This window comes from Streptomyces sp. NBC_00690 (assembly GCF_036226685.1).
In the GTDB taxonomy this organism is placed as follows: Bacteria; Actinomycetota; Actinomycetes; order Streptomycetales; family Streptomycetaceae; genus Streptomyces.
Genome location: NZ_CP109009.1, coordinates 8800357 through 8818763 on the forward strand (window position 1 = coordinate 8800357; position 18407 = coordinate 8818763).

An 18407-nucleotide genomic window follows, 5' to 3' on the forward strand; every position below is an offset into this window, starting at 1 on the left:
TCATGGCGGTGTGCTCCCCGGTTCTTCTTGGGTCTGCCATCGGGTAGCGGATGTTTGCAGGTCGTGGTGGCCGAGTGTGCGCAATGCCTGGGTGAGGGCTTTGAGGAAGACGTGCAGCTGTTCGGGTGTGTGGAGGACGGTGACGAGCTGCTCGGTGAAGCGCCTGATGTCGCTGCGGACACCGTCCTCTTCGGGCTCGTACGGGCTTGCCAAGCCCTCCAGGGCTTGGGCCAGTTGATCCAGTTCGCTGAACCGGTCCGGGTACTGGGCAATCCACCACACCCGACGCAGGTCGGGATCGGCGAGCACGTGCTGCAGGTGAGCCAGACGGTTGAGTTCGTTCTCGTGCTCAAGATCGGCGGTGCGCCGTTGGCGCAGGTGCTTCTCCGCCAGGTCACGGTCCTGGGGCGAGGCGGTGAGCTGTACCGACCCGGTCAGCTCAGGCCCGGTGTCCGGGCTTTGCCATGGCATCAGAGCGGTGTTGGCCGCGTCTTGGGCCGCAGCGAGGTGGAGAACGGAGTGTCGGACTAGGACGCGGCCGACGCGTTGGCGGAGGTGGTGGCGTGCCTGTGTCGCGAGTTGATGGTGGTCGGATGCTTCGCCGTCCGTCGGACGCCACGCTCCGTTGATCCCCACAGTGAAGAACACACTGGAGACCTGGCTGGGTATCCGCTCGTCCTTCACGATGACCGGATGGGTCGAGTCGGTGTCGGGCGAGGTTGACTTGAGGGTTCGGCGGGGCCAAAAGGGGATGCTCACGACGCCGAGGAGGCATCTTGGGTAACGAGTTCGATGTGTTGTTCGAGCCCCGTTGCGGGGGTTGCTTGCTCGGAGAGCAGTTGGTCGAGCAGCGCCCGGCGCCGGTCCTGGCCTAGTCCGGTGCTGGCTGAGGAGCCCACCAGCAACTCCGCGGCCCGCGGCCGGCCCAAGCGTCCTCGGAGCACTGCCGCTGCCAAGGGGAGGACTTGGTCGTCAGAGAGCTTGGGGGAGTCCAGCCAAGCCGACAGACGGTCGTGGGCCGCGTCGGCTGTGGCGGGCTCCAGCAGTGCGGCGCGCCACCCTCGGGTGAACAGATGCTCGGCCGGTGTATTGGTCGAGGTGCCAGAGGTTTCCTCGGAGGCAGGTAGTGGGAAGAGTTGGTCGCTGGTGATGTCGGTCAGCGCCAGGAACGTACCCGCTCCTGCCTGGCGCATGATTCCGTCCGGCGACTCGGACCAGGCGACGATCTCGGACAGGACGAGGACCCGTTTCTCAGCGGCGCCTGCCAGGATGCGTACTGCGTCGGCGGCCGCTTCGCGGCCTCTTCCGTCGGGCCTCGTGGCCAGCAGGCGTAGCCGTGTCATGGCCACACGCGGATAGGTCTCGCCCAGCCTGCCGGAGCAGATCTCGGCTACCGCTGTGGCCAGCGCTTCGCTGGTGTTCTTCTGATGCGCCCAGTCGTACAGTTGCTTGCGCACTCCGACGCCGGTGACGGGATGAAGGGCCATGGCCTCCAGGATTTCGACGGCGAGTCGTCGATGGGCGGTCCGTCCCGTTTCAATCCACCCGCTCGCTACGGACTGCACGGTTGTGCCTCCTGGGAGCAGGGACATCCGTGCCAGGGATCCCGCGATGCGCTGGAGATGCTGCACGGCAACTCCTTGTGGAGCGCTGATGTCCGAAGCCCACTCCAGGAGCGCCTGCCGCAGTGGTGGCCGCTGCTGCCAGACATGCTTCAAAACGGCTTCGGCCAGCCCGTGACGCTTGGCGTCCAGTGAGATGCCCTCGCCGACCTGGCAGGCGCCAATCGCATTGAGCCGCCCGTCCAGGTCTTGGCCGGCAAGTGCACCGCCTGGCGGTAGGACCCCTTTGACCTTCACAAAGAGTTGGTCGGCCGCCCTCATGACGATGTCGGCGGGCACGCCTTCCAGCAGAGCCGTAGCAATCAACAGGGCACGCTCACGCAGGTCCTCAGGGCCGCAATGCCGCTCGAACCAGTCCCGCAAGTGCGCCTTCCACTCCGTGAATTCCTCCTCGATCGATTCTGGGGCGTCTCCTTGCGCCTCGGTGACAAGCGTCGCCAAGCGAGCGGCGTCGGAGGGATGCGCCGATTCCGTGAGCAGGTTGCCGAGCGGAGCCTTCACTAGCCAATCAAGTCGTTCGGGCGCCAGATGCCGTAGATGGGCCTCGGCGACATCCTTGGCCGCTGGACGGGACAGGCGCACGCTGGGCACCGTGGACAAGGGCCCTGGAGCCCACGTTTCTGGGACGGCAAGGATGATCAGTACAGCTTCAGCGGCTGCCGCTTCCCTCTGGTAGTCAGCCAGCCCTGTGTAGAAGTCCTCGGCAAGCGACCGGTAGCCCGTCAGATCCAGTACGAAGCCATGTCCCTTGGTGTGGGGGATCTGATCAATGCGCGGACGGTCCCAGTCCAGCATCAGCCAGCGGATCCGCTCCTTGGCCACACCCACTTCACGAAGCACCCGCAGCGCCGCGGTGCGCCGGCCCGAGCCCGCGTCGCCGACCAGGGTCAACACATTGCACCGCCTGTCCGGGCGGCGGAGCAAACGCACCGCTTCAGCCACCTGGCCCTGCCCGCTGGCACCTGGTGCGTCGACGAAGGTGTGTTTCAGGCGATCCAACTCGTGACTGTCCACTCGGGTACTGCCCAGGTAGTCCCAACCGCGCACGTACTGGTGGTGGTGCTCCTCGTAGTCTCCGGCTACCTGCGTCACGTGCGCATGCCCAGAGGCCTTGGCTCGCTGCACCGTCCCGGTCTCGATGCCTTTTTGTGCACTCATGACCGCTCTCCTTTGTTGGTGATCTGATTGCCTCCTACCTGCACCACCCGCGCACGGCCCTTCGCCTTGGCCTTCTGCTTCACCACGCTCTGAGGCTTGAGGGCAGCGGTAGGCCCGTTCTCACTCGGCTGGGCGTCGAAGGTCTGCTGCGACGGGGACGCCTCCTCCTTCCTGCCGGTGAGGTGGAGACTGATCTCGGCAGGTGTCACGTGGGGTACGAAGATCCTGCAGGGTTGTTCGAAACCTCCTTTGCTGAGGACGCGTGCCGTGGCTTTAAGGAAGTGGCGCTTGTCCAGGGATGGTGTGCGGCCGGCGCTGACTGTTCGACGAAACGCCGCCTCAGAGATGACAGCGGCAAGGAAGGAGCTGTTGGCGATGGCTGCCGCCAACGCCTGGCGTGCTTCCTGACTGTCCACCAGTCGGCAGGCCTCGTTGATCGCGTCACCGCGGTGGTCGTCGGGCGTGAGCGGGCCAACGTGAACGCTGGCCCGCAGCCGGATCGCTGGGGCGCTGGCCAGCCGCATCCTGTGGTACCGACCAAGAGCGTCGTTCAGATGTCCGAGCAGCGGGTCGACGAGCCGTGCCACCTGCCGGGCGGGCAGCACAATGATGGCGCCATCGCCAGTGTCCTTGTACGCGTTGCCGAGCGAGCGCGGGTCGGGCAGGTCGCTCTCGATGAACACGGTGGCCAAGACGTCATCGAGATCCGAGCGCACGACTGCCATTTTCGCTTCGGGGAGTTGGCTGTAGTTCTTCATGTCGATGACCAGGAGAGAGTGCTCTGGCGGTACATCGAACTCTGCGGACGCATCAGCGGTCTTCAAGGAGTCACCAGACTTTCGAAAAACAGGAGTTGGCCTGCGTCGCTGATGCTGGCGTAGCCGTCAGTGTGGTGATGCCCTCCATTGGGCACCACCACGGTGTCCTCCGTCACCTCTGCCGATCGGCGTGTTCCTGGATGGAAGCCATGTCGCGGATGAGGAGTCCGCCACCGGCCTCGGTGTCGAGCCAACCCTGCTCCCGCCACGGCTTGATGGCAGAGCCCACGGCGTTGCGGGACGCGCCGATGAGCTGGGACAGTTCTTCCTGCGTCAGCCTCACCACATGCTCGGAGCCAGTGGCAGAGGAAGAACGAGCCAGCCGAGCCAGTGCACCTGACAGCCGCACGGGTACAGGAGCTGTCGCAAACTCAAGCCTGACTGCCTCTGCCTCACGGACACGGGCAATGGCATGTCGCAGCAGTGGAGCCAGGAGCCCGTGCTTCTCCACGAAGGTGAGAAAGTCGGATGCCGGGATGATATGAACACGGCACGGCTCGGCCGCTATGACCGAAGCCGTGCGCGGTTGCGCATCGAGAACCGCCAGCTCACCCAGTAACTCCCCGGCACCACGCACGGCCAGCAGGGTCCTTTGCCCGTGCGCTCCGACCAGGGTGACGAGCGTCGACCCGGAAGCCAACAGGATCACCTGTGTTCCCGGGTCTCCCTGGCGCAGGAGCATGCTTCGGGCTGGTCGTAGGCGCTCAGGTGCCAGCGCACGCAGCTTTGCCCACAACCGGTCACCGATCACGCTTGCATGTGGCTGATACATGATCCCCCTGACGTGCGGTACCCGTCACGGAGAATGCTCTCAAGCAGTGACATAGGTGATCAACAGCCCGATTCCGGCCACTAGGATTGCCGCCACGATCAGATCAACAGACACCTTGATCGCCCAGAACTTCCTCGCAGCGAGACCAGCCAGCAGCGACAAGCGGTCTGCTTCCAGCTGTAGATGATCCCGACAACTCATGGCGTGAAATGCCGCCACGATCTCCTCGGCAGCCGACCCAGCACTAACCCTCTCCAACCCCGTCAGAGCACGGCCACTAGGAAGCACTGGGCGGATAGCGAGCAACGCGGCCACTAACGCCGAACCGAGAAGAACACAAGAACACGCCAAGACGGCCATGAGCAGGCCTGAATTGGCAGCCAGCCCCGACATGCCGGCACCCGCGACAGCCAGTAGGCCTCCGGCGACCGCGCACAGAGCCGCCGCCTTCCCATCGGCCCGCTGCACCTCCATAAACATCTCCGCACCCCTAGTGCCGAGCTTCCTCTCCGCCAGGTTGTACGCGACCACTCGTGACTCTTCGCCCGCTTCGGACAAGGAATTCCTCCCACCAACGCAGAACCGTTGCGACATGTGTCCACGGTGGGGGCATGCTCCCGGCGAGGGTGCCCATCAGTAGGCACCAGCCATGTTCGGCGGATCACAATGCTGTCAGCCGATGGATCCCCGAGATCGCCAACAGGAGTTTGGGCAGATTCCCAAGCCGGGAGTGCGGTTATTTCATGCCATCCAGTGCAACCTTTAGTGATGGTCTGCGTCAGCAAGAACGGATTGATCGCTAGAAGCTTTCAGCAGTCACCGTGATCTGGCTCCCGGTCATTGTCGGCATTCCCCACACCCGATACCGCCGCAGTCCCCGGACTCGTTCCTTCGCGGAATTTTGGGCGGGGGTTGAAGGTCCTGTTGTGTTACCAGATGCCTTGTTCGAGTTCTTCGAGTGAGAGGTTCCATTGGGAGTCTTCGTCGGTGAACGGGGTGGGGTCGAAGGCTTCGACGGTCTCGCGGAATCGGGTTGCCAGGTCTTCAGGGTCGGCGTCGTTGTCGTGGTCGATCTCGACTTTGCGTAGCTCGATGAGGGCGAAGGCGAGGGATTCGATGTCCCGGTGCAGCTCGATGTAGCCAAGGGATCCTTCGGGGAAGGCGTAGACCTTCCCTGTCGCGGGGTCGAGTGCGAGGAGTGAGGTGAACAGGTAGCCCAGGCTCCACCATGTCCGGCTTTCCGGGGGGCACTGCAGTCCGTGCAGGTCGAAGCGGCTTCCGATGGTGATGGCGCCGCCCCCTTGCCCCGGCGAGCGGTGACCGGGGCAAGGGAGCTTCTTTGGGATCTTGGTCCAGGCGGACTTCGCACGTTGCTGCCCGCGCATATATTGGCGAGATGGACGAAGCCGAGGCGAGTGGCCAGGCATGGAGGGTCGAGGTCCGAGCCCGTCCGACAGCTGATCAGGATCGGGACGCCCTGGCCCGGCTCGTCGAGGCGGACGCGGACCCTTTCGAGGTTGAGCTGTACGAGCGCGCGACGGACCCCCAGGTGCTTTCGATTGATCGTGCACAGAGGTCGCAGGCTGGGCAGCACGCCAGGCGTGTGCGACGACTTCGAGAGCGTCAGCAGCGCCAAGACAGTTGAGCAGTAGCCTTCAGGTCATCTGGTCGTTGGTTGATGTGTGTCGGTGGCTGACGCCCAGTGGGCGAGGATCGAGCCGATACTGCCGGACCGGCCTCCGAAGCAGGGTGGCCGTTGGAGTGATCACCGGCAGGTGATCGACGCGATCGCCTTCAAGTTCCGCACCGGGAACCCGCGGATGGACCTGCCCGAGCACTTTGGCTCGTGGAAGGGTGCCCACAACCGGCTGCGGAAGTGGGCCGCCGACGGCACCCTGGGCGCGTGTGTTCACCGCCCTGCTCGCCCAGGCCGACACCGTGATGTTGAACGCCGCAGCAGGGATACACCGGTGTGCAACCCTCGGCGCCTCTCGACGTGACCGGTCGCACGAGGGCCGCTCGCTGCACTCTCTGTGCCCGCCCCGGGTTCTGGGCTACACCAGCCGTGCCTCGGCCAGTCGCCAGCGGCGTCTGCTCAGATGTCCACCGGAACCGTGCTGTCGCGGGGTTCTGCGCCGACGATCAGTTCCCCGTGTCCTGTGTCGACGGCCAGTGATGCCCTCCAGATACGTTCCTTCCACTCCGCAGGCCAGTTGGTGGCTGTGTCCCACCGAATGCCCTCAAGGTCGACTCCGTCCAAGTCGACCGACTGAAGGTCGGCTCCCCGGAAGTCGGTGCTTGCTTCTTCCACGGCAGCCACCGCCGTGGACAGTGCCAGAGCTTCCCGGCAGGCCAGGTCGAGGTCGTCGGCTAGGTCCTGCGACACCTCAAGCGCGCCGAGCAGTGACGTGTCCGTCCAGCGGAAATGCAAAAGCAACTCATCGTCGAGCAACTGCTTTGAGCGGCGGGTCTCCGCCACGAGCCGCCATGCGCAAGTGGCTAGGAACTCCTCCACTTCCTCCATGTAGCTGTATCCACCCAGGGCCGGTTGGGGCAATTGCGCCGGCTGCGGCAGGGCAAGTACGTGGCCCATGCCGCTGCTATGCGGGCTTGGTCGGCATGTTCCGGTATCGTGAATGTTCTCGGCTCAGGAGGGCCGTGGATCCTCAGAGTGTCGCGGCCCATGAGACGCTCGACGCAGGACCGAAAGAGCACGGCTTTGCTCCGCGAGCACTCTGCTTGGATTTCTGTACGGGAACGGCATCTACGCGCCGTGCCGCGGGCCGCAGGTACGGGAGCAAGGATCTCCCATGCGAAATCGAGCAAGCCGAACAGCCGACCGCCGCCGTTGCTTCACTGGCGAGAACCACCAGCTCGCCTACTCCGGGCTCAGGTTGGGGCAGCCGCCTATTCCACCGGCCTCCACCTTTGAGCAGCAGAAATTCGAGGCCGACGTATTCGGCACCATTCTCACATCCCACAACAGGTTCACCGAGTTCCCGTTCGGGATCCGCAGCGTCCGTCCCCGCCCGACCAGCCTGGAAGTTGAGGTCGAGGTCGAGAGTCGCGGCAAGACCCTGCTGATTGCGCTCCTGCCGGACTACGAGGTGGACACCGCCGAGGTCGCTGGTATGCCGGGGCTGCGCATCCGCCAGATCACTGAGCGCGGCCTCGAACTCCACCTCGCCGGTCGGCGGACGTCGCTGTGGTTGACAGGGATGCCCCGAAGTGCCTGGCGTCGGATCGCGAAGGACCGGGCCGCCCAATCCGTTCCCGGCTGGCGCCAGCTCTGGAGGGAGACAGAGGCCTGGGCCGCTGAGGAAACCGCCTACGACGCCCAATGGAACACCGACCAATGGAGCAAGGGTTTCTACGACGGGGCATGGTGCGCGAGCGCGTTCCTGCGCCGCATCGCCGTCCTTCGCAACGCCGCTCCCATCTACGCGGTCTCGGGATGGCAAGGCTTGGGCACTGATCCCGTCCGATGGTGCATGGAGATCGATTTCCGCCCTGGGACACCCCAGTACCGGGACCAGCTCGTCGCAGCGCTGATGGACCCGGTGTTCGGGCTGCCTGTCGCTCCTGACCTTGGCGCGAGCGGGGGGCCGCTTCCCGCGCACATGATGCGATTTGCTGACGCGGGGCGGACAGCCCTCATTGAGCTCCGGTTCTCCTCCGGAATGTTCCGTTCCTACGGGAAGGAGCACCCTGACCTGCATGCCCGGATTGAGGACCGGATCGAGCGGATCCTAGCCCGGCACGAGGCTCGGTACCGCGCGATGTGAGACCGCCCTGTCCCACCGCGCCCGCCGGCTTGACCGGGCGCGGTGCTTGGTTGAGCCGTGATTCGCCCCGCGTAGCGGTTCGAGTATCCATCCTTGGTGAGACCGAGGGTGAGGCCAGCGTTGGACACCGGAGTTCGACCGGCAATCGGTACATCCAGTACCGCGGCCACCTCGGCCCGGCTGACTGCCGCGTCACCGCCTGCGGAGGTGGGCGCCAGCATGGGCGGCCACGGAGTGATCTGCGCCCACCGGCCGGGCGTGTAGCGGACTGTGTGCGCGCTGGGCGTCCCGTCCGCGTAAGTCGACGCGTTCGCCTTCCGCCAGCGGCCCAGCGCCCGCACAGCGGCATCGGGCAGCAGACGTGCGGCCATCTTGCGGTCCACCGCGTCCACGCGGTTCTGGCGGCCCTGCTTGTCTTCTTCGATCACGAGCCGTTCTCTGCCTGACGTTCCGCCGGGCCCGGGGAGGATGCGGAGGATTCCTTCGATGCGGACTGCTGCGGTACGTCCCCGCTTGCGCACGGCCCGCATCTCGGCCTCGGCTTCCGCGCCCGTTTTCATCATGTGAGGGATCCGGATAGAGACGTCGTTGAGGCTCCCGGCCACGAGATCGATATCCAGGAAATTGATTGCGTCGGCGCAGGTCGTTCCAGCTCTCAACATGCCCTTTGTCCCCCCGGGACGGGGGATCGGTGCGCCCCGTCCCGGCCCATCCTGCCAGCGTTGAGTACGTCCGATGCGAGTTCCGCCAGCGCGTGGCCGATTGGTGACTTCGCCCGCGAGGCCCGGCGAGCGGGACTGAGAATCGGGGGCGTTGGCACCCGGGCCTGCTCAGCGTCGCCGACGATCTCGCCCGCGGCCTGTCGGCGGGCCTCCGCCCAGTGCGGCGACCAGCCCCGCCTCGCCAGCACGTCACGGGCTTTCTCGGGGCTCACGAGGGAGGTCTTCGGCTCCGCGCAGAAGGCCACGGGCAACAACACGAATACACCGAGTTGCTGGGCGCCCAATGCTCGCACAGCGCGCAGGGAGCCCGTCCACGCCGAGCCCGCCCGCCGACTCGCCGTCTCACGGGCTGAAGGAAGAGGAGTTGACGCTTACGGTAACTCTCAACGTTACATCTTCCACGAAGGTATAAACCCTCTATTTCAAGGGACTTGCTCCTAGGTTCAGTAGCAGCATTCAACATGTGCGGTAGGGTTGCGTTACATCATGAAGGGTGAGGGAGTGGGATGTCTGACACTGTGAGGCCGGAGTCGGGTTCGCCGTTGGGGGTGGACAGGGCCCGCAAGTTGTTCACGCGGCTGGTGAGGATGGCCGAGGAAGGGCACTCGACGCTGCTGCACTTGGAGCGGGAGGGGTACAGGGCGCTGCTGGCGCCGTTGTCCCAGCTGGACGCTGACGCGGTGGCCCGGCTGCGGCGGGTGTCCTTGACCGCTGCCCGGCCCAAGCTCGGAGCCTTGGTGAAGGAGGCGGCCGGCGGCGCTCCGTGTGTGCTGGAGCGCAAGGGCACCGGGCCTGTCGCGCTCCTGGTGGCCGAGCCCGCACAACGGCTTGCTCCGCAGGATCCGGCCGCTCGGGCGGTGCCGATCGGCGAGGTCCTGCGTTTGGCCCCCGAGCCGGGCGGGGACGTGATGTTCGGATTGCCGTCCCTGGACACCGCGGTGCGGGGGCTGACCGCCGGACGCCACGTCGTGTTGGCCGCCGCCCCCGGAGCCGGGGGAAGCCTGCTGGCCGCTGCTGCCGCCCGCACCACAGCCCTCGACTACGACCGGCCGGTGCTGTATGCGGCCTCCGGGCTGCGCCGGGATGTGGTGGCCGACCGTATGGTCGCGGGTCACCTCGCGCTCAACTACCAGTCCCTGCGGGCCCGGGCGCTGCCCGCCGCGCAGCAGCAGGCGGCCGACGCCTACGCATCCAGGCTGTATGCCCCGCTCTACATCGACGACGCGGAGCTGAGCGCAGACATCATCGCGGACAGTGCCTCCCGCATCGGTGAGCTGGCGCTGGTGGTGGTCGACCGGCTCCAGTACGCCGAGCGCGAGGGCGTTGCGCTGTCGGGCGCTGGGCTGCCTGCCGCCGCGCGGATACTGTCCGCCCTCGCGCACCGACTGCGCGTGCCGGTCCTGACGGTCGTGGACAGCGACGACCCTCAGGTCCTCGCCTCCCTGCACGCTGACATCGCGCTCACCCTCACCCGCGAGGGCTCCCGGGCCGAAGTGGCGCTGTGGGAGCGTGACTTCGGCGCCCTCGCACCCGTACGCCTCGGCACCGACTTGGCCTGCGCCCGTTTCATCGAGGCCCCTGCCGCTGAGGGAATCGCCCACAGACCCGCCGGAACCGCCGCTCCGGTCGCGCAGCTACCCGCCTCTCGGCAGGCGCTGGCCGCCGAGTGCGAGCAGCCCAGGGACGGGGTACCGCGCCCAACCGCCACCGCGCCCCCGGCAGCGATGCCGAAGACGCCTGCCCGGCAGGAGGCCGCGCTCCCCGAGGCCCCTCCTCTGTCCATGCCTGCCCCGGACGCACAGCGCCGCCCAGGCGCCTGGCCGAAGGGGACAGGCGGCCCTCCGGCTGCCCCCGCCGCTTCCACCGCTGCGGCCTTGTCGGCAGCCACCCTCGTTGTGCCCGTCAACTCGGAGGGCGTGTCGGAGGACGAACAGCCGGAATCCGCCGAGAGGCCCTCCCGTAAGCGCCGCTTCGACTACGGCCCCTTCGCCGTCCTCGACGGTGAGGGCTTCGCCTACCTCGCGGGCGGCCGTTCCCAGGCATGCAAGGCCACCACGGTGCTGGAAGTCGCCGAGTGGGCGCTGGCCCGGCCTTTCGGCACCCCCCGGGCCCGGCCGCACAGTTTCGACCGTGACCCGCTGATCGTGCTGATGCCCAGGGCCGCAGAACAACTTGGACTGCCTCCCTTCCCCGACCCCGGCACCCGCGCGCTGCCCGCCGACCACCCGCTCCTGGCTCAGATCGACGCGGCGGGATGGAAGGTCACCAGGCGGGGCGAGGACCCGTGGTTCAGCACCTGGCCGCGTGTCTACCAGCCGATGACCGATCAGGGAGAGCGCCGCTCGGTGCAGTTCGCGATCCTGTCCTGGGGCGCGCTGAGCAAGGACGGCTGGCCGCTGCCCTTCGACGATGACACCGGTACCTTCCCCCTCCCCGCGGGCGACGTCGTCGCGTTCCTCGACGCCTACAGCCGGACGGCGATCACTCCGGCCAGCTCGACCGGAGCCACCTCGCATGAGCTGATGAAGCAGACGAGGCCCCGGACGCGGCCCTGGAACTATGCCAAGGCCGGGCAGAAGCCAGATGTGCGTCCGGCGTGGGTGAAGGGCGCCCTGCACGCCGCGGTGGACCCGGCTCCGTGCGAGGTGCCCCCCGGGCACCCGCTCGCCAAGGGCCGCGACGACCGCGACCCGGCGCAGGTCCTCAACGAGGAAGCCCTGAACTGGTGGCGCAAGCCCACCCAGGCCGAGAGACGGTTCCCGTACGTGGTGACGGTCGACGTCTCCGCAGCCTTCGGCGCGGCCGCCAACAGGCTCCGGGTCGGCCTGTGCGCGCCCTACCACCTGCCGCAGACGCCCTTCGACAAGGACCTGCCCGGCAGCTGGCTCGCCGACCTTTCCCACGTCGAGACGCCCAAAGGCATGCCCAGCCCCTTCACCCCGGACGGCACCACCCCCACCGGCCCCGCCTGGTACGAGACCCGCACCATCGCCTACGCCACCGAACTCGGCTTCGAACCCGGCCTGATGGAGGCGCAGGTGCGTCCCTCAGCCCAGCAAGCTGCGGCTCTCGGCATCGAACCGCACCCCCCGACGCTCGTCGCCCCGGACGACAACGGCGTCAGCAAGTACCCGCCCGCCCCGCCGTTCGGCAACGGCCTCTACCTCACCCCCTGGTACGAGCAGCTGCGTGACGCGCTCCTTGCCACCTACGCCCGCATGGACGTGACACCGAAGCACAAGGACGAAGACCCGGCCCTCTACGCGGAGCGGTTCCTGGCCGCCATGGCCCGCCTTCAGGACGACGAGTTCCGCGACCGGCACGCCACCGACCTGAGGGTGCTGAAAGCGGTCAAGGACACGTTCAAGAGCGGTATCGGCAAGCTCCGCGAGCGCGACCACCGCACCGGGGCACGTTCCCGCGACTCCCACGCCCCGTGGCCCGCGCTCAAGCGCCCGGAGTGGCGGCCGGACATCCGGGCCGCGGTCATCGCCCGCTCCCGGGTCAATCTCCACCGCAAGATCGCCGCCACGATGGAGGCCACCGGCGCGGTGCCGCTGGCCATCCGCACGGACTCCGTCACCTACGCCTCGGCCACCGACGACGTCCTCGGACTCACCGGGCACAAAGGCGGCTTCACCCTCGGCCCCAACCCCGGCCACGTCAAACCCGAACCGGCCCACACCATGGACTGGTACCAGCACTGGGCCGACCAAGGCGTCAACCCCGCCGGCAAGATCAAGCACCTCGACAAGGACGGGGACGAGTGATGGCCCTGCAGTTCATGAGCCCCGACCGCCAGCGCGCGGCCGAACACCGGCTTTTCACGGCCCTGGCAAAGACCGCCGACCAGGTCCGGGCAGGCATCATCGCCACCGCCCGCCGCAGCCTCCCCACCCGGCTGCGCACCCCCCACGCACAGGTTACCTACCTCCACCGCCGCACCGGCAGCACCCGCGCCGTCGCCGACCTCCTCGGGGTGCACCCCGAGACCGTTCGCCGCTACCTCAAGGGCCTGCGTAAACATCCACCGGCCGCCTTCGCCGCGCGTCTCGAGACCGCCGTACGGTCCCTGTACCGGCCCCGGCCGCGGATCAGCCGGGCCCAGATCGACGCGGCGATGTGCGCGCGCGGCCTGCGGGCCAACGTCCGCGGCACCTTCGGCTTCTCCTCAACCGGGGTCGGCTCCAGCGACGACCCCCGCGAGCGCTGGCTCAACGAGGACCTCACCCGCGAGACGAGCCGCGCCCTGGTGGCCGCCTGGCACGCCAGTGACGGCGCCCGCGCCCTCGACATCGTCAGCCAGGGCGTCTGCGAGGCGTACTTCCGCTTCGACCCCGGCATGGTAGCCGAGATGTCCCACCTCGCCTACATCGACTTCGAACACTGACCCCCGGGCCGCGCCCGCCCCCGAGGCCCTGGAGGACCTCCGCGTATGTTCATCCCTCACCAGCCGCCCCCGGCGGAGCGCAAGAGGCTGAAAAAGCATCAGAAGACCGCGGTCCAGGCCGCGGCGCACACCCTGCGCGAGGAAGACTCCCGCTGCCACATCGTCGCTCCCTGCGGCACCGGCAAAACACTGATCTGCGCCCGCCTGTGCGAGGAACTCGCCGCCTCCGGCCACGCCGACCGGCGCCTGATCCTCTTCCCCACCCTCGACCTGCTCCTGCAAACCATCCGCGTCTTCCAGACCGACAGCGCCCACGCGGGCGCCCTCATCGCCGTCTGCGCCCCCCTCGACGACCTCACCTCCCTCGGCGTACCCCGCGCCGGCAACCCCGACGAACTCACCGACATGCTCACCGGACTTACCCACTACACCGTCTTCGCCACCTACGCCCACCTCGTCGACAGCGGCAACTTCCACGGCACCCTCATCACCGCCCACCGCAACGGAGCCATCCCACCCTGGGACCTGATCATCTGCGACGAAGCCCACCGCACCTCCGGCAGCCTCGACAAAGCCTGGTCCATCGTCCACAACGACGACGAGATCCCCGCCGCCCGCCGCTTCTACTGCACCGCCACCCCCCGCATCTGGTCCGCCGACCCCACCTACGCCGAAACCCTCACCCCCCGCGAGAACGGCCTCTACCTCGTCGCCAGCATGGACGATCCCGACCTCTACGGCCCCCGCGTCTTCGACATGCAACTCTCCACCGCCATCTCCCAAAAACTCGCCCGCGACTACCGCATCGTCCTCGTCGCCGTCGACCACCCCGACCTCCAACCCCGACTGCGCCGCACCCGCACCGCCCGCGCCACCGACACCGTCGCCCTCACCAGCCTGGCCACCGCCGTCCTCAAAACCTGCGCCACCCACCACGTCCGCAAAATGATCACCTTCCACAAAGCGATCGCCGACGCCCGCGCCTTCACCACCACCCTCACCCAAACAGCGAACGCCCTGGACGGCGAGACCACCGAAACCGCACACGGCCCCGTCCCACTGCGCCCCGAGAGCCTGTGGGCCCACGCGGTCTACGGACAAGACCCCGACCGCTTCGACAAACTGGCCACCTTCCGCACCGAACCCGCCCCCGCGCACCTCAACATCCTGGCCAACTCCCGCCTCCTGGCCGAAGGCTACGACGTACCCAGCGTGGACGCCCTGTGCTTCGCCGCCCCCAAAGCCAGCGTCACCGACGTCGTCCAAGCACTCGGCCGCGCCCTGCGACCGCACCCCGACGGCTCGGAGACGGCCACCATCCTCATCCCCGTCTACCTAGCCCCCGGCGAAGAACCCAAAGACCTCCTCCACGCCGACTCCTTCCAACCCCTCTACGACATGCTGATCGCCCTGAGCTCCCACGACCTGCGCATCGCCGACCGCATCCCCACCACCGAACTCCCCGCCGCCACCGCCCAAACCCCCGCAACCACCCCTGCCGACGGCACAGGCCAGAACACACCCCAGAGCGCGGAGCCCACCGTCCACCTCACCCCCGAAGACCGCACCACACCCCCCTTCGGCCCCAGCAGCGGCTTCCCCGAAATCGTCGGCACCGACGGGATCGCCCTGACCCCCCGCGAGATCCACCACGTCATGACCCTGCGCACCTTCAAACCCCACAACACGTCCAACGAATGGGCCGACATGATGCGCCAGGTCACCGCCTACTGGGACGAACACGGCCACCTCGCCATCACCCGCACCCAAGCCGCCACCCTGCACACCGACCCCCACCGCACCGACCTCCACACCTGGCTCGAATACCAACGCACAGCCCACCGCAAAGGCGAACTCGCCCCCTGGCAAACCGCCTTCCTTGACGCCCACGGCATGCTCTGGAACCCCGCCGAAGCCAGCCGCGACACCTTCATCACCTACGCCGAAGACTGCGCCCGCGACACCGGAGGACTCGCCGTCCCCGTCTCCTACACCGCCCCCGACGGCACCAAAGTCGGCGAACGCCTACGCAACTACCGCGCCAGCGCCAAAAACCACACCATCGACACCCGCCTGCGCACAGAACTCAACCGCATCGACCCCCACTGGTACCCCGCCTGGGACTTCCGCTGGCAGAGCAACTACCAGACCGCCGCCCACCGCCACCACCACGGCCAAAGCCTCACCCAGCCCGGCGACGGCCGCGCCTACCGCACCTGGCTCCGCAACCCCGGCGACCATCTCACCATCGACCAGGAACAACTCCTGAGAGAGATCGGCCTCACCGACGACGAGACCGTCCTGACCGGATAGTCAGTCCGGCATTTCTCGACGAGCACTGTCCAGGGCGGAACCCGCGCACCGCCTTCGCCCGGCAACCGAAACTCCTTCCGCCGGAAGCAGACATGTCCGGTGCAGCGCATCGGGATGACGAGAGACGGCCACGCCGAACAGTTCGACGGAGCGCACCGCGTCGCCGGGGCGTCGTGGGGCAGGTAGCGGCGCATCTCACCTGGTCCTTGGTGCGGAGGGTGGACCGCCAGTCCTTGCCGGGGGGCCCGAAGTAGGCCGCGGCGAGGGCCGGCTGGGTCTGGAGATGGTCGCTGTGAGAGAAGATCCCGGGAGGATGGCTCCCCGGCCGCGGCCGCCGCGCAGACGACGGCGTGGTGGTCGCGTGCGTCGCAGGCAGCCGGGCCAGGAACCCGCTTGCAGAACTCGGTACATCGCCCGCGAGCGGCGACGGTTCCCGAAATTGCGGCGTCGTCAGAGAAGTTGGTCAGCATCGCCGCGTTCAGCGTCAGGCTGGAGAATGCCTTGAGGGAAGGCCCGAGCGATCCAGCTTTCTGGTGCCCCGACCTCGCGCAGGGCCCCGATCCGCTCTTCGTGGTCGCATCGGCCCCGATCCGTATGGATCCGCAGATACAAGGGATCGTTTCGACGGGTGTCGCGGCTGCCGAAGTAGAAGGAGCACGTGTGCCCCCACTGGCCGGGGGTGTCCGGTTCACCGCAGAAGCAGAACCGGTCAGACACCTGTACCGGCAGCCCCCACCGCAGGTGGCACAGCCGCTCCAGGAGCCGGTCGTGCCCGAGAGCGTGAGGGCGCGCGGAGTGGGCGTCGATCTTCCATCCCTCGCCCTCGTCCCAACACTGGACACGGTAGAAGGCACCGACCGTGTGGAAGAGAGCGATCCGCCGTAGCAAGGCGTTTCCCACTTCCGCCCGTCTGGATCGCGCACACTGCAGACCGGGGCAGGCGTCGATGTACGCGGCCTCTACGGGATCAAGCCGCTGGCCCGTCCATAGCGGTCGCACACCATGGCCCACACACCAGCGCGCATGTCGTCGCAGAACCACCTCCCAGCTCTCTGCCTGCTTGCTGGGAAGGGCCAGGACAAGAGCCGCCGTTCGTCCGAGATCATTCACCATGTGCAGCCGTAGTTGCCGACCGCGGGCAACAACACCGCTCACCCGCAGTCCTGGAATACCGGCCGGTTCATCTTGCGTGCGCGGTGCGGGGGCCGTGGGCAGCAGACGACTCAGACAGTACTCAGGAAAGGAATACCGTTCCCGGCCGAGGTAAGCGTCGAGATGCAAGGTGACAGACATGGCGGAACTGGTCACCGACGCGATCCCAAACGGATGCGCACACAAGTCCGGGGACCGGCCGAGCTGCTCCAGCACGTAGCTCTCCAACAGCATCTGCGCTGGTGACGCCCACGCTGCTGGATGACTGCCCCGAAGGCCGGGGCGACGGGTGTGCCCCCCCGCATTCGGCCCAGTAGCGGAGCTTGCGGGGCTCCCACGAAGAGCGATGGCTCACGACAGTGCCTTTCCAGCGCGCCCTGCCCGATTCCGGCACGCCATGCACACTGACGGGCTGTCGTACGAACTCGGTGGTGCAGGCCGGTGCAGTCCCACGCTCCTTGCGCTCCAAAGACGCCGGATCGGGCGGCGTTCAGAACGTGGCCCGCCTCGGGCCGAGCCCATTATCGAGCAGCGCTGAGCAGCGCCTTGGTTGAGACAGGTGATATCGCCAGTACTTCACCCGCACGGCCCAGTCGAACTCGGACGGTGCGCGCAGGCGTAGGCCACCGACCAAAGCCAGCCCGGTCATGGGGGTCTGGCCGGCCTCGCCGTGTCGCAGAGGTGGGGAAGCGCGCCCGGGCGTAGGGGATCGGGGCGCTGACAGCCGCATCAAGAGCACTGCTCCCCGCCAGGTCTGCTCGACTGCGAGAGATGCGTGCCAGCCGGACGCTCGACGTCCATCAGGTCCCGAACTGTCCCGGGCCGGTCCTCAGAGGGCATAAAGAGCAACCGTAGGGGCGGGGGCGGCTGCCAGGGCCACTTCCCCCACGAACGCAGTGTGCAGATGGCCTCGCCTCGACTACCGACTGCCAACCCGCACCCGAGTCGTCCTTCATTCTGAAACGCCTGCCGCGTAGGCACGCCGAGACGGTTCGCCCGGGCGGATGCCGGACCTGGGCCGCAGGGAGTCCGGCCCTGCTCGTGTGTCACCACAGCACACCCGCCTCGGCGTCGGTGTATCCGAAGTGCCGGGCCATGTGGACCAGGGCTCGCCGTGTCAGGCCCTTGCGCGCCTTGCGTTCCATCACGGGTACGGCGGTGATCGTGACGGCCATCTCCGACCGGGCGTCACTGTCGGTGGGGCCGAAGGGCTTCAGGTCGATGAACGAGTTCAGGGGGGCAAGACGCCGCTCGGCGCGAGTTGTTCGCAAGTCAGGCGCAGTTCTGTGGTGGGCGGTGCCGCCCAATGCATGGCCGACGGGCCGCCGAGGCAGCGAAGTAGGACGCCGGCGGTGGTCTCCCACGAGCCGAACAGGACGGGCCTGGACCTCGTCGAGTACGAGCTGCGTACCCCCGCCTGCGCCGAGAAGAACGGCCCATGCCGCCGTGTCCTCGACGAGGACCTCCCCACAGCCGACCACGTTCGACTCCATAGCAGTCGGCAGGGCGAGCATCACCGCGACCCTCAGGGCCGCTCCGCCGTCCGGCCCGGCGATCCGTGCACATGTAGCCCGCAGAACGGCCCGAGTTGCCGTGCGGCACCCTGGTCCAAGACATGGCAGGCAGCAGTATCCCCGCCCTCCGAACCGACGAGGAGGCCTCAAGAGACTATGAC

At 67.5% G+C, this 18407-nt stretch carries 14 protein-coding genes; 5 read left to right on the forward strand and 9 right to left on the reverse strand.

The annotated features are described in order from the left end of the window. The 6 genes from OID54_RS37435 to OID54_RS37460 all read right to left on the reverse strand — a co-directional run bounded on the left by OID54_RS37435 (position 1) and on the right by OID54_RS37460 (position 5755). The gene (locus OID54_RS37435) at positions 1-759 is read right to left on the reverse strand and encodes a hypothetical protein (RefSeq protein ID WP_329027133.1); all 759 of its coding nucleotides are present in this window, start codon (positions 757-759) and stop codon (positions 1-3) included. After that, a complete protein-coding gene (locus OID54_RS37440; RefSeq protein WP_329027135.1) occupies positions 756-2780 on the reverse strand; it encodes a hypothetical protein in 2025 nt (674 codons plus the stop codon). Before OID54_RS37440 ends, OID54_RS37435 begins: the two co-directional genes overlap by 4 nt. After that, the gene (locus OID54_RS37445) at positions 2777-3538 is read right to left on the reverse strand and encodes a hypothetical protein (protein ID WP_329027136.1); all 762 of its coding nucleotides are present in this window, start codon (positions 3536-3538) and stop codon (positions 2777-2779) included. Before OID54_RS37445 ends, OID54_RS37440 begins: the two co-directional genes overlap by 4 nt. A 172-nt stretch (positions 3539-3710) precedes the next feature. Beyond that, positions 3711-4370, reverse strand: coding sequence for a Crp/Fnr family transcriptional regulator (locus tag OID54_RS37450; protein WP_329027138.1), 660 nt, complete (start codon positions 4368-4370; stop codon positions 3711-3713). Positions 4371-4409: 39 nt separating this feature from the next. Further along, on the reverse strand, positions 4410-4901 hold the full coding sequence (locus OID54_RS37455; RefSeq protein WP_329027140.1) for a Pycsar system effector family protein: 492 nt from the start codon (positions 4899-4901) through the stop codon (positions 4410-4412). A gap of 398 nt (positions 4902-5299) precedes the next feature. After that, positions 5300-5755 (reverse strand): SUKH-4 family immunity protein, encoded by a 456-nt coding sequence (locus OID54_RS37460; RefSeq protein WP_329027143.1) that lies wholly within the window; start codon positions 5753-5755, stop codon positions 5300-5302. Between the two features lie 303 nt (positions 5756-6058). On the opposite strand from OID54_RS37460, the gene OID54_RS39335 reads away from it, so the two are divergent. Then, positions 6059-6370: a transposase gene (locus OID54_RS39335; RefSeq protein WP_443055743.1), complete on the forward strand. Its 312-nt coding sequence runs from the start codon at positions 6059-6061 to the stop codon at positions 6368-6370. 95 nt (positions 6371-6465) lie between these two features. Here OID54_RS39335 and OID54_RS37465 read toward each other — a convergent pair whose 3' ends face one another. Further along, positions 6466-6963, reverse strand: coding sequence for a hypothetical protein (locus OID54_RS37465; protein ID WP_329027144.1), 498 nt, complete (start codon positions 6961-6963; stop codon positions 6466-6468). Between the two features lie 217 nt (positions 6964-7180). Between OID54_RS37465 and OID54_RS37470 the strand changes: the two genes are divergently transcribed. The 4 genes from OID54_RS37470 to OID54_RS37485 all read left to right on the forward strand — a co-directional run bounded on the left by OID54_RS37470 (position 7181) and on the right by OID54_RS37485 (position 15580). Then, on the forward strand, positions 7181-8155 hold the full coding sequence (locus OID54_RS37470) for a hypothetical protein (RefSeq protein ID WP_329027146.1): 975 nt from the start codon (positions 7181-7183) through the stop codon (positions 8153-8155). Positions 8156-9383: 1228 nt separating this feature from the next. Then, complete coding sequence (locus OID54_RS37475) at positions 9384-12647, forward strand: DnaB-like helicase C-terminal domain-containing protein (protein WP_329027149.1); 3264 nt, start codon at positions 9384-9386, stop codon at positions 12645-12647. Next, positions 12647-13267, forward strand: coding sequence for a telomere-protecting terminal protein Tpg (gene tpg, locus OID54_RS37480; protein ID WP_329027152.1), 621 nt, complete (start codon positions 12647-12649; stop codon positions 13265-13267). The genes OID54_RS37475 and tpg overlap by 1 nt, the downstream gene beginning before the upstream one ends. A 45-nt stretch (positions 13268-13312) precedes the next feature. After that, the gene (locus OID54_RS37485) at positions 13313-15580 is read left to right on the forward strand and encodes a DEAD/DEAH box helicase (protein WP_329027154.1); all 2268 of its coding nucleotides are present in this window, start codon (positions 13313-13315) and stop codon (positions 15578-15580) included. Between the two features lie 450 nt (positions 15581-16030). Here the strand turns inward: OID54_RS37485 and OID54_RS37490 are convergent, their stop codons facing one another. Both OID54_RS37490 and OID54_RS37495 read right to left on the reverse strand, forming a co-directional pair. Continuing rightward, positions 16031-16480, reverse strand: coding sequence for a hypothetical protein (locus OID54_RS37490; protein WP_329027155.1), 450 nt, complete (start codon positions 16478-16480; stop codon positions 16031-16033). 1298 nt (positions 16481-17778) lie between these two features. After that, positions 17779-18246 carry a hypothetical protein gene (locus tag OID54_RS37495; protein ID WP_329027157.1) on the reverse strand — a complete coding sequence of 156 codons (468 nt, stop codon included), beginning with the start codon at positions 18244-18246 and terminating at the stop codon, positions 17779-17781. Between the last annotated feature and the right edge of the window lie 161 nt (positions 18247-18407).